The sequence below is a fragment of the Microbacterium sp. LMI13-1-1.1 genome, from assembly GCF_040815625.1.
GTDB classification, from domain to species: Bacteria; Actinomycetota; Actinomycetes; order Actinomycetales; family Microbacteriaceae; genus Microbacterium; species Microbacterium forte.
Genome location: NZ_JBFPNL010000006.1, coordinates 415,518 through 428,597, shown reverse-complemented (window position 1 = coordinate 428,597; position 13,080 = coordinate 415,518). Strand labels below are relative to the sequence as shown.

Genomic DNA, 13,080 nt, shown 5'->3' with positions numbered 1-13,080 from the left:
CAGCTGCCCCCGGGATGAGACGGCGATGACGACGCATCGGAGAAGTGCGGGTGTCGTGATCGTCGGGCTCACGCTGGGCCAGGTGCTCGGGTGCGCTCCGGCGCCTGCCCCTGCTCCCACGCCGACACCCGCCTTCGCCAGTGAGGCGGAGGCATTCGCGGCAGCGGAAGAGGTGTACCGGGCGTACTTCGACGCCCTAAGCGCTCGGGTGCGTGGTGAATCAGAGCCAGACCCACAGGAATTCCTCACGTCGAGCGCGCTCGAAAGTGACATCGACGCTCAGAGGTCACTGCGCGAATGGGGGTTACGGGCTAGCGGAGAAGCAAAGATCTTGTCGTTCCGCGGCACCGAAGCAGGCGGTGACGAGCCGACCACGACGGTTGAAGGGATCGTGTGCATAGACGTATCCCAGTTTCGAGTCGTTGATGCGGGTGGCACCGACGTAACGCCTCCTGACCGAGGCGACGTTGTTGCGCAGCATGTGGAGTTCGCCGGCGACGGCAATCATCTACTTATCGCTCACGAGGATTCCGCAGACGAGGAAGCGTGTTGATCAGTGCAGTGACAGCGTTGATGACGCTCATGCTTATGCTGGCCGCACCAAGTGCCCCTGCCGAGCTTGCTTCGGCCTGTACCACGTCGTCGCAGATGATGGGCCTCTGCGGCTCAACCGATGGCTCGTCTCTCACGATCTCGGGCACGCAACAGCAGCCGAGCACAGATCCTGGCACGAACTCGCGCAAGAGCAACGGCAGACCAGGCAGCCCAGGCGGTCCATCCGGCCCCGGCACGCCGTCGGGGCCGAGCCAGGAGGCGATCGATCTCGCGGCGTGCATGGACGACTCGGGCACCACGCGATGCGCACCCCGTCCGAACAGGCCCGCAGCCCCGGCGACCACCCCGCCGGCGACGGGCACTCCGACGATCACCATCTCCGACCTCGCGCGGTTCGCCCCGGCATCCGTCCTCGCCACCGCCGAACCCGGAAACGTCGGGATCGCTGGGATGCCGACCAACTTCACCGGTGCTGCGACACCGCAGATCCAAGGCGGCGAGCTGTTCGGCGTGCCACTGCGCGTGCGATTCGTCCCGGCCGGATACGACTACACCTACGGCGACGGCAGCTCCGCGACGCTGACAACGCCGGGGCAGACGTGGGAGGCGCTCGGCCAGGCGCAGTTCACACCGACCCCGACCAGCCACGTCTACCGCGAACCCGGCGTGTACCCGGCCCGGGTGGACATCCGATACACCGCGCAGGTGGACCTCGGCGGCGGATGGATCGACGTTCCCGGGCAGCTCACCACCAGTGGCGCCACGCAGGAGATCCGCATCCTCGAAGCCCGCACCGCGCTCGTCGCCCACACCTGCGACGAGAACCCGGCCGGCGTCGGCTGCTGAAGGACGCACCACAGCAGCACGCCAATAAGGAAGACCCCCTAACCCCGAAGGTCCGAGCGGCCCTGTTCTGCCAGATGGCTGATCGCTTTCTCGTGCGACTCGACGATCTCGAGGAGGTTCGGCCTTCCGAGAGCGAGTTCGCCTACGGCGCTCTGCTCCTCGAGAGGCAGCCGCCGACCGATCCCCTCCGCCTAAACTAGACAGGTGCCATGGAGTCGCCGGGTGTTCTCGCTCTCACTAGCCGACCGCAAGGCAAAGCTGGTGCAGTCGAGAAGGCGACCCGGTCGCTTCGAGCTCAGCGTGGATGGAATTGCGCAGTCCGTCGTCTCGATCACCGAACCCACCTCCCTCGAGTACAGCTACACCCAACACATCGCCCGCGCAATGGATGCCGCCGCCGAGCCGAAAGCGCCGCTGTTCACCGTGCATCTGGGGGCCGGAGCACTCACGCTGGCACGCTACGTCCAGGCGACGCGCGCCGGATCACCTCAGCTGGTGGTGGAGTTCGAACCCGCGCTCTACGCCGCCGTCATCGACGCGCTGCCATTGCCTCCCGGGTCTGACATACGAGTCATCCTCGGTGACGCTCGTACGGTCGCGGACGCCGCTTTTCCGAATGAGAAGACACCGCCGGTGCAGTCATCTCCGTCCCCCGGACTTGACGACGCAGTGAGTTATCGCACCGCAATCGACACCGATTGGGTGGAGGCGTGCTTCACCGTCGTCGATCTCTGGGATGCCGCCGTCATCCGGCATCGTGTGGCCAGCCAGGAGTTCTACCGCCGGGTCGCCGCGCGCTCCGCAGCAGCGGGCGTGGTCGCCGTGAACCTGCTCGACGGGCATCCGTTCGAATACTCACGACGACAGGCCGCGACCCTGAGCACCGTGTTCGATCACGTCGCTGTCGTGCTCGACACAGAGCCGGAGGATGCGGAAGGGCCACTCGGCAACGTCCTCATCTTCGCGAGCGATGAGCCGCTGGACAAGGTGACCGCCTCCGTTTTGCTCGACACACCGCGACCTCATCTCCTCCGCGATGGCGCTCTGACGTCGTGGATCGCTGAAGCGCGCATCATGACAGATGCCGACGGCACAGACTCTCCCGATCCCGACGACCCCCTCTGGGGCTAGCGCACCGTGTGCGGACGTCCTCCGACAGGACGTCCGCTTCCCGCCAGCGGCTCGCCCGCGCGAGGTGTGAAAAGTCGACCCGACATGGCGAAGAGCCGCCCGGACCCGAAGGTCCGGACGGCTCGTCGTTGTTCGAGCGGAATCGCTTACTGGTACGACTTCACGATCTCGAGGAGGCTCGGCACGTTGGCGTACGCCTCAGCGGCGTTCTCCTTCGTGACGATGATCGGGTCGAGCAGGTATGCCGGAACGATCTTCGCGCCGTTGTCGTACGACTCTTCGTCGTTGACATCGACGGTCTCGCCTGCCTGCAGCTGGCCGACCATCTTGATCGACTGCTCGACGAGCAGCGCGGTGTCCTTGTTGATCGTGGAGTACTGGATGCCCTCCATGATCGACTTCACCGACTCGACCTCGGAGTCCTGACCCGTGACGACCGGAACCGGCTTGCCGGCCTGCTGCACCGACGTGATGATGGCGCGAGCAAGGGTGTCGTTCGGCGACAGCACACCGTCGACCACCGTGTCACCGCTGTACGACGAGGTCAGCAGCGTGTCCATGCGGTTCTGCGCGTTCTCCGGAAGCCAGCCCTCGGTCGCGGTCTGCGCGATCTCGGTCTGACCGGACACGACGACGAGGTTGCCGTTGTCGATCTCCGGCTGGAGCACATCCATGGCACCGTCGAAGAAGACCTTCGAGTTGGCGTCGTCCGGCGAGCCCGAGAAGAGCTCGATGTTGTACGGAGCCTCGTGGCCTGCGCGCTCGGCGAGTCCGTCGAGCAGAGCCTGGCCCTGCAGCTGGCCGACCTTGAAGTTGTCGAACGCGACGTAGTAGTCGACGGCCTCGGTGTTCTCGATCAGACGGTCGTACGCGATCACGTACGCGCCGGCATCCTTGGCGGCCTGCACCTGGGTGGCGAGCTGCTTGCCATCCTTCGCGCCGATGATGATGACCTTGGCACCGTTGGTGACCATGGCCTGGATCTGGTTCTGCTGCTCGGCGACCGTGTTGCTCGCCGGAGCGTACTGCACGTCGGCCTTGAAGCCGGCCTCTTCGAGGCCGTCGGTGAAGAGCTGACCCGCGAGGACCCAGTTCTCACTGGTCTTGTCGGGAAGCGCGACACCGATCGGGGAGCCTGCTTCGAAGCCTGCTTCGGCCTCTTCGCCGGATCCCGTGTCGGTTCCGCCGCCGCGCTCACCGGAGCAGCCCGTGAGTGCGAAGGCAGCCGTCGCGACGAGCGCTGTCGCTGTGACGATGATCTTCTTCATGTGATCTCTTTCTGTGTGATGTGACGGATTCTGCGTGCGAGCACTGCGCGGAGATTCCGCTTACTCGGCCCTTGTCTTGTCGACGGGAGGGGCTTGGTAAGTCCTGTTGGGTTCGAACGTCTCGGTGGCCGGGTCCTGCTGGCGGCTCGAGCGACGCATCATGAAACCGATGAGAGACGGGCGGCCCTGCTGCTTGTTCCAGACGTCGATGCCGACCGCGAGCAGGAGCACGAGGCCCTTGATCATCGAGACGACGTCGGCACCCTGGCCGAGCAGAGCGAGACCGTTGTTGAGGAACGCCATGACCAGACCACCGATGATCGATCCGATCACGGTGCCGATGCCACCGGCGACGGCGGCGCCACCGATGAACACGGATGCGATGGCGTCGAGCTCCCAGCCGGTGCCGTCGTTCGGTCCGGACGCCTGCGAACGGGCGACGAAGATCATGCCGGCGAGGGCGGCCATCATCGACATGTTCATCATGACGAAGAAGTCGACCCAGCGGTCCTTCACACCCGAGAGGCGGGCTGCCTGACGGTTGCCACCCACGGCGTAGATGTGACGGCCGAACACGGTGTTGCGAGTGATGAACGAGTAGATGATGACCAGGGCGAGCAGGATCAGACCGGGAACCGGGAAGCTCGTGCCGGGGCGACCGGTCGCGAACATCCACGCCGCGGCGAGGACGACGACCGAGAGCAGCACGACCTTGACCACGCTGACCCACAGAGGCGCACTGTCGGAGCCCATCTTGTGCTGCTGGCGACGGGTGCGGATCTCCCAGAAGACCAGCCACGCCACGGCGACCAGGGCGAGGAGCATCGTCGGAACGTTGAAGTCGAGCGGAAGCCCGACCTCGGGCAGATAGCCGGTGCCGATCACCTGGAAGCCCTTGGGCACCGGAATCGTCTGAGCGTCGCCGATCCACTGCTGCGCGCCGCGGAAGAAGAGCATGCCGGCGAGCGTCACGATGAACGCGGGCACCCCGACATATGCCACCCAGAATCCCTGCCAGGCACCCACGAGGGCACCCACACCGAGGCCGAGGAGGATCGCCGCCGGCCAAGGGAGGTTCCAGTCGGCCATCGACTTCGCGACGATGATGCCGGTGAACGCCGCCACCGAGCCGACCGACAGGTCGATGTGCCCCATGATGATGACCATCACCATGCCGATCGCGAGGATCAGGATGAACGAGTACTGGTTGATGACGTTGATCAGGTTGCCCGACGTCAGCGTCGCGCCGTTCGGCCCGTTGCGCAGCAGCGTCAGGATCTCGAAGAGGGCGATGATGACGATGAGGCTGCCCAGGATGCCGAACTGGCGCAGCGACGAGGTGCCGTTGCTTCCGAACATCTTGCGGATGTCGCCGAAGTGGAAGCCGCGCTTCGTTGTCGTGAGGTCGGTGGTCATGCTGATGCTTTCTGAGTCGCGGAGGTCATGCTGCGCATGAGGGCCTCGGGTGTCGCCTGGTCGGCCGGGATGCAGTCGGTGACCCGACCTTCAAAGACTGTGTAGATGCGGTCGGAGATGCCGAGCAGCTCGGGCAGCTCGCTGGAGATGACGATGACTCCCTTGCCCTGCGAGGCGAGCTCGTTGATGATCGCGTAGATCTCGTACTTCGCCCCCACGTCGATGCCGCGGGTGGGCTCGTCGAGGATCAGCAGGTCGGGGTCGGTGAACATCCACCGCGCCAGCACGACCTTCTGCTGGTTTCCTCCCGAGAGCTTGCCGACGCCCTCTTCGACGCTCGGCGTCTTGATGCGCAGCGCCTTGCGGTAGCGCTCGGCGACCGAGTACTCCTCGCGCTCGTCGACGACGCCGCGCTTCGAGATCTTCGACAGCTTGGCCGCCACGACCGACCGCTTGATGGTGTCGAGCAGGTTGAGGCCGAGCACCTTGCGGTCCTCGCTCACGTACGCGAGTCCGTGCTTGATGGCGGACGAGACGTCGGGGATCGAGATCTCCCGGCCGTCCTTGATGATCTGTCCGCCCTGGAAGTTGCCGTAGGAGCGGCCGAAGATGCTCATCATGAACTCGGTGCGGCCCGCGCCCATCAGCCCGGCGATGCCGACGACCTCGCCGCGGCGGACGTTGAGGTTCGATCCCTTGACGACCATGCGCTCGGAGACGGTCGGGTGCTGAACCCACCAGTCCTTGACCTCGAAGAAGACCTCCCCGATCTCGGGGGTGCGGTCTGGGTATCGGCTCTCGAGCGAGCGTCCGACCATCCCGCGGATGATCCTGTCCTCGTTGATCTCACCGCGCGAGATGTCGAGCGTCTCGACCGTGCGACCGTCGCGGATGATCGTGATCTCGTCGGCGATCTGCTCGATCTCGTTGAGCTTGTGGCTGATCATGATCGACGCGATGCCCTTGGCCTTGAGACCCAGGATCAGATCGAGCAGGTGCTGCGAGTCGTTCTCGTTCAGTGCGGCGGTGGGCTCATCGAGGATGAGGAGCTTGACGTCCTTGTTGAGGGCCTTGGCGATCTCGATCAGCTGCTGCTTGCCGACACCGAGCGTCTTGATGGCCACGTCGGGGTCTTCACGCAGGCCGACGCGAGCCAGCAGCTCGACCGTGCGCTGGCGCTGTGCGCGCCAGTCGATCTTGCCGAAGCTGCGGATCTCGTTGCCGAGGAAGATGTTCTCGGTGATCGAGAGCTCGGGGATCAGCGCGAGCTCCTGGTGGATGATCGCGATTCCGGCCTGCTCGCTCGCCGCGATGTCGCGGTAGCGCTGCTCCTCGCCGTAGAGCAGGATGTCCCCCTCGTACGTGCCGTAGGGGTACACGCCGGAGAGGACCTTCATCAAGGTCGACTTCCCGGCGCCGTTCTCCCCGCAGATCGCATGGATCTCGCCTGCGCGGACGGTGATGGACACGTCGGACAGCGCCTTGACACCCGGGAACTCCTTGGTGATGCTGCGCATCTCCAGGATGGGGCCTGACACGACCGGCAACGTTGCTGTGGTGCTCACAAGATCTTCCTCGCGACGGGCGGTCACCTTCGATGTGACCGTTCACATTGGATTACATAGTCTACGCTCGCCGAGACGCTGTCAAGACCACGAGCCAAATTGTGGCTCTATCGAGGTGCGGACGATTCCCTCGTGCGCAGGGTGGTCTGGAGCGGCCCGAACTCGGGCACCTGCTCACCCCGGATCTGCGCGAGCAGGATCCGCACCGCCCGACGCCCGAGCTCGGGGAAGTCCTGATGCACGGTGCTCAGAGTCGGCGCGACATGCGCGGCGACGGGGATGTCGTCGAAGCCGACGACGCTCACATCCTCGGGCACGCGGACGCCGGCATCCCGGAAGCCGTGCATCAGACCGATGGCCATCTGGTCGTTCGCGACGAACACGGCCGTGAAATCGCGGCGGCGCGACAGTTCCTTGCCAGCGAAGTAGCCGAAGTCGGCCGTCCAGTCGCCGCGGATCGGCGGGAAGGTAGGAAGATCGGCTTCGCGCAGCGCGTCCAGGTACCCGCGCATGCGCGATTCGGCCTCGATCCAGTCCTGGGGCCCGGCGATGTGGATGATGTCGCTGTGACCGAGCCCGATCAGATGCTCGGTGGCGGCGCGGGCACCGGCGACCTGGTCTGCCGACAGTGTCACCCCGTCGGAGCCCGAGGCGGTCTGCAGCGACACGAACGGCATCTCGACCGCCATGCCCTTGAGCACATGGAAAGCCCGCACCTGCGGGGCGAGCACCACGATGCCGTCGACCTGCTCGCGCGCCAGCTGGCGCAGGGCGTTGCCGATCGCCTCCGGCGTCGTGGCCGAGAGGTTCAGCGTCGAGACCGAGTACCCCTCCTCGCGCGCGGCATCCTCGATGCCGACGATCGAGGACGTGGGTCCGAACTCCCCCACGGTGGCCGCGAGGATGCCCAGCATGTTGGACCTGCTGGTCACCAGTGCCCGGGCTGCGAGATTGGGCCGGTAGTCGAGCACCGCGATGGCGTCGAGCACCTTGGCCTTGGTCTCGGGACGGATGCTCGCGTGATCGTTCAGCACCCTCGAGACGGTCTGGTGCGACACCCCCGCAAGTCGAGCGACGTCGCGGATGCTCGGCATCCGGGCACGCTCGGAGGCAGTCGACATCACAGACCTCCTTGTATGTGCACGGTCACATCGTCACTTCATTATGTACGCCAGGCGCGCCGAACGCACGTCGCCGACGTGAGGGGGCGGCGGGGCGGGTCAGGCGAGGATGCGCGCGCCCGGCACCGGGCCATGCACGTGCAGCGACTCGAGCCCGTGCTCGCGCAGCAGCGACTGCACTTCCTGCGCACCCTCGGGGCTCGCGCAGAGGAGTGCGACGGTGGGCCCTGAACCGGACACGATCCCCTGCAGCGCACCGGCATGGATGCCACGCAGGATCGTCGTCTCGAGTTCCGGCCGCTCGCGCAGGGCGGCTTCCTGCAGGTCGTTGTAGATGCTCTCGGACAGCAGATCCGGGTCTCCCGAGCGCAGCGCCTGCAGCACGGGCGCCGGAACCTCGAGCGACAGCGGCGGATCGTCGGCGAGCGCGCCCTCGGCATCACGCAGGGCATCGAGCCGCGCGTACACGACCGGCGTCGACAGGCCCTCGTCACTCGGGACGAGCACCCAGTCGAAGCGTCCCCTCGCCAATGCCGGGTTCAACTGGTCTCCCCGACCGGTGCCGACGGCGGTGCCGCCGTGCAGCGCGAAGGGCACATCGGCACCGAGGCGTGCCGCGAGCTCGTGCAGGCGCGCCGTCGAGAACCCGGTGCCCCACAGCGCATCGCAGGCCACGAGGGCGGCAGCGGCATCCGCGGACCCGCCTCCCATTCCTCCGGCGACCGGCACGCTCTTGCGGATCTCGAGCGCCACCCCGCCGCCGTACTCGGCTGCGGTCGCGAGCAGCTTCGCCGCCCGCATCGCGAGGTTGCGGTCGTCCAGCGGCACCGTGTCGGGATCGTCCACGCCCGACACCGTGATCGAGAAGTCGTCGGCGTGCCGGGCGATCACGTCCTCATAGAGCGACACCGCCTGGAACACGGTCGCCAGCGCGTGGTACCCGTCGTCGTGACGGCCGCCCACGCCCAGGTAGACGTTGATCTTGCCTGGCGCGCGCACGTGCACGGAATCGACGGGGGCGGCGAAGCTCATCTCGGTGTTCCCGTCACAGCTCCGTGGACGACGCCCACAGGTCGACGTCGATGGCGCCGGCCGCCTCATCGATGCGGCTGAGCTCGTCGGCCGTGAATGCCGGTCCGTTGACGGCGGCGATGTTCTCGTCGAGCTGCTCGGGGCGCGATGCCCCGACCAGTGCGGAGGCGACCACCGGGTTGCGCAGCGTCCACTGGATCGCCATCTGAGCCAGCGACTGCCCCCGCCCCTCGGCGATGGCGTTGAGCGACCGGAGCGTCTCCACAGCGGCATCCGACAGCGGAGCATCGGGCAGCGACCCGCGCTTCTGGGCCCGGGCTGCGGTGCCGTCACCGAGGTACTTGTCGGTGAGGAGCCCCTGTGCCAGCGGCGTGAAGGCGATCGCGCCGACGCCGGACTGCTCGAGCTTCTCGGTGAGCCCGTCTTCGACCCAGCGGTTGAGGATCGAATAGGCGGGCTGGTGGATGACGAGCGGGGTGCCGAGCTCGGTGGCGACGGCGACGGCCTCGGCCGTGCGCTCGGCGCTGTACGACGAGATGCCCACGTAGAGCGCCTTGCCCTGACGCACGAGTGTGTCGAGTGCTCCGATGGTCTCGGCGACCGGGGTCACCGGGTCTGCACGGTGCGAGTAGAAGATGTCGACGTGGTCGAGACCCATGCGCGTGAGCGACTGCTCGGCACTCGCGAGGATGTACTTGCGGCTCCCGAGGTCGCCGTACGGCCCCGGCCACATGTCCCAGCCCGCCTTCGACGAGATGATCAGCTCGTCGCGATAGGGGCGGAAGTCCTCGGCGAAGATGCGACCGAAGTTCTTCTCGGCGGAGCCGTAGGGCGGCCCGTAGTTGTTCGCGAGGTCGAAGTGGGTGATGCCCCGGTCGAACGCGTGACGCAGCAGTGCGCGCTGGTTGTCGAGCGGGATGTTGTCGCCGAAGTTCCACCACAGGCCCAGCGAGATCGGCGGCAGGTAGAGCCCCGAGGAGCCGACCTGGCGGTACTCGAACTGCTGGTAGCGGCTCTCGTCGGCAGCGTACGGCCGGTGGAGCTCAGGGACATTGGGACGGAAGCGGGGAGACTCGGTCACCGTGCCAGGTTAGCCGGTGATGACGGTGTCTTCGATCTGGGCGACGTGCCGCGCAATACGGTGATAGTCGTCGACCGTGAGATCCTCGCCGCGGGCGGTCGGCGCGACTCCTGCCGCGATCAGGATCTCGGATGCCGCGGCCGAGCTGCCGAAGAGCTCGGACAGCGCCTGACGCAGCATCTTGCGGCGCTGGTTGAAGGCGGCATCCACGATCTTGAAGGTGAGTCGGCGTTCATCCTCCGTGCCGCGCTCGCCCTCCGACCGGTCGAAGCCGACGAGGAGGCTGTCGACGTTGGGCACCGGCCAGAAGACCTGACGGGACACGGTGCCCGAGAGCCTCCATTCGCCGTACCAGGCCGCCTTGACGCTCGGGGTGCCGTAGATCTTCGACCCTGGCTTGGCCGCGATGCGCTCGGCGACCTCGGCCTGCACCATCACGACGCCGCGCTTCAGGTACGAGAAGTTCTCGAGGAAGTGGAGCAGCACGGGGACGGAGACGTTGTAGGGGAGATTCGCGACCAGCACGGTGGGTTCGCCGGGCAGCTCGGTGATGCGCAGCGCGTCGGCATCGACGACCGTGAGCCTCTCGGCGGGAACGCCGTGCTCGACCGCGGTCTGGGCGAGTCGGGCTGCGAGCCGGTGGTCGATCTCGACGGCGGTGACGGATGCCCCGGTCTCGAGGATCGCGAGGGTGAGCGAACCGAGCCCCGGCCCGACCTCGACGACCCGCTCCCCCGGCTGCACGCGGGCGGCGTGCACGATCTTGCGCACGGTGTTCGCGTCGACGACGAAGTTCTGTCCGAGCTTCTTGGTCGGGGTGACGTCGAGCTCAGCGGCGAGGCGGCGGATCTCGGTGGCGCCGAGCAGGGTGACTGTCATTGCTCCATTGTCCCCCACCCCTCACCGGTGTCCGAACCCGCCAGTAGTCTTCTGTGGTGCCCTCCCTCGGTGAACTGATCGCGCCCCGTCGGATGGGCAGGGATTTCCGCTGGCTGCTCGCATCGTCGTGGACGAGCAACGTCGGAGACGGCGTCGCTCTGGCGGCCGCTCCCCTGCTCATCGCCTCGATGACGTCATCGCCGATCCTCGTCGCCGCCGGCGCGATCATGCAGTTCCTTCCGTGGCTGCTGTTCGGGCTGCACGCCGGTGCGATCGCCGACCGGTTCGACCGCCGACGCCTCGTGATGTTCGCCAACGCGGCGCGGGCCGTGGTGCTCGCAGGCCTCTGCGCGTTCCTGCTCACGGGTACGGCGAACATCTGGATCGTGCTCGCTGTGGCCTTCCTCTACGGCACGGCAGAGGTCTTCGTCGACACGGCGGGAAGCACGCTGCTGCCGATGCTCGTGAAGCCCGCCGATCTGGGCATCGGCAACGCGCGTCTGCAGGCCGGGTACCTCGTCGCGAACCAGTTCGCGGGTCCTCCGCTGGGAGCCTTCCTCTTCGCCGCGGGCACGGCCTGGCCCTTCCTGCTCGAGGTCCTCTGCGTGCTCCTCGCGGTCGTGCTGATCTCGCGCATGGCCCGCACGCCGGTGCCGCCCCGGGCGACGGGCGACGCCGAGAAGACGCACGTGCACACCGACATCGCCGAGGGCCTGCGGTGGCTCTGGCAGAACCCGCCGGTGCGGATGCTCGTGCTCATCATCCTGGTCTTCAACGTGACCTGGGCGGCCCCCTGGGGCGTGCTCGTGCTCTACGCCACCGAGCACCTGAACATGGGCGCCGTCGGCTATGGAGCGCTGACCACGGCCTCCGCCGCCGGTGGCATCCTCGCCACGCTGTGCTTCGGGTGGCTCGAACGACACGTGTCGTTCGCGACGCTCATGCGTGTCGTGCTGTCTCTCGAAGTGCTGATGCACCTCGCCTTCGCGCTCACCAGCACCGGGTGGGTCGCGCTCGTGATCATGTTCGTCTTCGGCGCCTACGCGTTCATCTGGGGCACGATCTCGACGACCGTCCGTCAGCGCCTCGTGCCGCCCGAGCTGCAGGGCCGGGTCGCCTCGGTCAACATGGTCGGCGTGTTCGGCGGCATGGTGATCGGACAGGCACTGGGCGGCGTGATCGCGCAGTTCTGGGGTCTCACCGCTCCGTGGTGGTTCGCGTTCGTCGGCGCTGCGCTCACACTGCTGTTCGTGTGGAAGCCGATCTCGCAGATCGTGTCGGCGAAGCCGGTCTCCGACACGCAGGCGATCGAGACTCAGTCGAACGAGCCGTAGACCTGCAGGGTGTTCGCGGCGAGCTGGGCAGAGAGCTCGTCGACCTCGATGCCGAGCTCGGCGGCCATGAACCGCACCGTGATCGGCACGAGATACGGGGCGTTCGGCCTTCCGCGCAGCGGCGTCGGGGTGAGGAACGGCGCGTCGGTCTCGACCAGGATGCGATCCAGCGGTGTCACCTTCAGCGCGTCGCGCAGATTCTGTGCGTTCTTGAACGTGACGTTGCCCGCGAACGACAGGTGATATCCGGCATCCGCACAGATCCGGGCCATCTCGTCGTCACCCGAGAAGCAGTGGAACACGGTCCGGTCGGGGGCACCCACCCGCGTCAGCGTCTCGAGAACCGCGTCATGCGCGTCGCGGTCATGGATCTGCATCGCGATGCCATGCTTCTTGGCGAGCGCGATGTGCGCCTCGAAGGACTCGAACTGCGGTGCTCGGCGCTCGGGCTCGGTGCGGAAGAAGTCGAGCCCCGTCTCGCCGATCGCCCGCGTGCGGGGGTGCGCGGCGAGCTCGTCGATCACCGCGATGGCCTCATCGAGGCGCCCCTCTTCGGCGTAGGCAGGCGCGTCGTTCGGGTGGATCGCGACAGCCGCGAGCACACGGGAGTCCGATTCCGCCGCCTCGACCGCCCACCGAGAAGACTCGATGTCACCCGACGCCTGCACCACGCCGGCGATGCCCACGGCCTGGGCCCGATCCAGCTGCTCGGTCAGAGACAGCGGCTCATCGCCGTCGAGGATCTCGAGATGCGCGTGGTTGTCGTACACGGGCACGGAGAGCGGCTCGGGGGCCGCCGGATACCGCAGGTTCTTGCGTCCCTCGCCGTCTCGCTGCTGCACGTACGTCATG

12 protein-coding genes are annotated in these 13,080 nt (G+C 66.9%); 4 read left to right on the top strand and 8 right to left on the bottom strand.

Annotation, left to right across the window (positions count from 1 at the left end):
- The first annotated feature begins 25 nt into the window (after positions 1-25).
- The 3 genes from MRBLMI13_RS15495 (at position 26) to MRBLMI13_RS15485 (ending at position 2,532) form a co-directional block, all read left to right on the top strand.
- Complete coding sequence (locus tag MRBLMI13_RS15495) at positions 26-553, top strand: hypothetical protein (protein ID WP_367823356.1); 528 nt, start codon at positions 26-28, stop codon at positions 551-553.
- A 281-nt stretch (positions 554-834) separates the two neighbouring features.
- On the top strand, positions 835-1,401 hold the full coding sequence (locus MRBLMI13_RS15490) for a hypothetical protein (protein WP_367823358.1): 567 nt from the start codon (positions 835-837) through the stop codon (positions 1,399-1,401).
- A 204-nt stretch (positions 1,402-1,605) separates the two neighbouring features.
- Complete coding sequence (locus MRBLMI13_RS15485) at positions 1,606-2,532, top strand: hypothetical protein (RefSeq protein ID WP_367823360.1); 927 nt, start codon at positions 1,606-1,608, stop codon at positions 2,530-2,532.
- A gap of 146 nt (positions 2,533-2,678) precedes the next feature.
- Here MRBLMI13_RS15485 and MRBLMI13_RS15480 read toward each other — a convergent pair whose 3' ends face one another.
- The 7 genes from MRBLMI13_RS15480 to rsmA all read right to left on the bottom strand — a co-directional run bounded on the left by MRBLMI13_RS15480 (position 2,679) and on the right by rsmA (position 10,894).
- Positions 2,679-3,800, bottom strand: a complete 1,122-nt coding sequence (locus MRBLMI13_RS15480; protein ID WP_042537406.1) for a sugar-binding protein — start codon at positions 3,798-3,800, stop codon at positions 2,679-2,681.
- A gap of 60 nt (positions 3,801-3,860) precedes the next feature.
- Positions 3,861-5,216, bottom strand: coding sequence for a multiple monosaccharide ABC transporter permease (gene mmsB / locus MRBLMI13_RS15475; RefSeq protein ID WP_042537404.1), 1,356 nt, complete (start codon positions 5,214-5,216; stop codon positions 3,861-3,863).
- Positions 5,213-6,733: a multiple monosaccharide ABC transporter ATP-binding protein gene (gene mmsA / locus MRBLMI13_RS15470; RefSeq protein WP_042537456.1), complete on the bottom strand. Its 1,521-nt coding sequence runs from the start codon at positions 6,731-6,733 to the stop codon at positions 5,213-5,215. Before mmsA ends, mmsB begins: the two co-directional genes overlap by 4 nt.
- 155 nt (positions 6,734-6,888) lie before the next feature.
- Positions 6,889-7,902, bottom strand: coding sequence for a LacI family DNA-binding transcriptional regulator (locus MRBLMI13_RS15465; protein ID WP_367823363.1), 1,014 nt, complete (start codon positions 7,900-7,902; stop codon positions 6,889-6,891).
- A 99-nt stretch (positions 7,903-8,001) separates the two neighbouring features.
- On the bottom strand, positions 8,002-8,934 hold the full coding sequence (locus MRBLMI13_RS15460; protein WP_367823365.1) for a 4-(cytidine 5'-diphospho)-2-C-methyl-D-erythritol kinase: 933 nt from the start codon (positions 8,932-8,934) through the stop codon (positions 8,002-8,004).
- A gap of 13 nt (positions 8,935-8,947) precedes the next feature.
- A complete protein-coding gene (locus MRBLMI13_RS15455; RefSeq protein ID WP_079113229.1) occupies positions 8,948-10,015 on the bottom strand; it encodes an aldo/keto reductase in 1,068 nt (355 codons plus the stop codon).
- A gap of 9 nt (positions 10,016-10,024) precedes the next feature.
- Complete coding sequence (gene rsmA, locus MRBLMI13_RS15450; protein WP_309690095.1) at positions 10,025-10,894, bottom strand: 16S rRNA (adenine(1518)-N(6)/adenine(1519)-N(6))-dimethyltransferase RsmA; 870 nt, start codon at positions 10,892-10,894, stop codon at positions 10,025-10,027.
- A gap of 56 nt (positions 10,895-10,950) precedes the next feature.
- Here rsmA and MRBLMI13_RS15445 point away from each other — a divergent pair, with 56 nt between their 5' ends.
- Complete coding sequence (locus tag MRBLMI13_RS15445) at positions 10,951-12,228, top strand: MFS transporter (protein ID WP_228385542.1); 1,278 nt, start codon at positions 10,951-10,953, stop codon at positions 12,226-12,228.
- On the opposite strand, the gene MRBLMI13_RS15440 is transcribed toward MRBLMI13_RS15445, so the two are convergent.
- Positions 12,210-13,079 (bottom strand): TatD family hydrolase, encoded by an 870-nt coding sequence (locus MRBLMI13_RS15440; RefSeq protein WP_367823368.1) that lies wholly within the window; start codon positions 13,077-13,079, stop codon positions 12,210-12,212. The two genes, MRBLMI13_RS15445 and MRBLMI13_RS15440, sit on opposite strands and share 19 nt — an antisense overlap.
- Position 13,080: the final 1 nt, after the last annotated feature.

Excerpts from the sequence above, each read along its gene's own strand:
- rsmA (WP_309690095.1), bottom strand. The coding sequence starts at position 10,894 with ATGACAGTCACCCTGCTCGGCGCCACCGAGATCCGCCGCCTCGCCGCT.
- mmsA (WP_042537456.1), bottom strand. The coding sequence starts at position 6,733 with ATGCGCAGCATCACCAAGGAGTTCCCGGGTGTCAAGGCGCTGTCCGAC.
- MRBLMI13_RS15440 (WP_367823368.1), bottom strand. The coding sequence starts at position 13,079 with ATGACGTACGTGCAGCAGCGAGACGGCGAGGGACGCAAGAACCTGCGG.
- MRBLMI13_RS15465 (WP_367823363.1), bottom strand. The coding sequence starts at position 7,902 with ATGTCGACTGCCTCCGAGCGTGCCCGGATGCCGAGCATCCGCGACGTC.
- MRBLMI13_RS15490 (WP_367823358.1), top strand. The coding sequence starts at position 835 with ATGGACGACTCGGGCACCACGCGATGCGCACCCCGTCCGAACAGGCCC.
- MRBLMI13_RS15495 (WP_367823356.1), top strand. The coding sequence starts at position 26 with ATGACGACGCATCGGAGAAGTGCGGGTGTCGTGATCGTCGGGCTCACG.
- mmsB (WP_042537404.1), bottom strand. The coding sequence starts at position 5,216 with ATGACCACCGACCTCACGACAACGAAGCGCGGCTTCCACTTCGGCGAC.
- MRBLMI13_RS15460 (WP_367823365.1), bottom strand. The coding sequence starts at position 8,934 with ATGAGCTTCGCCGCCCCCGTCGATTCCGTGCACGTGCGCGCGCCAGGC.
- MRBLMI13_RS15480 (WP_042537406.1), bottom strand. The coding sequence starts at position 3,800 with ATGAAGAAGATCATCGTCACAGCGACAGCGCTCGTCGCGACGGCTGCC.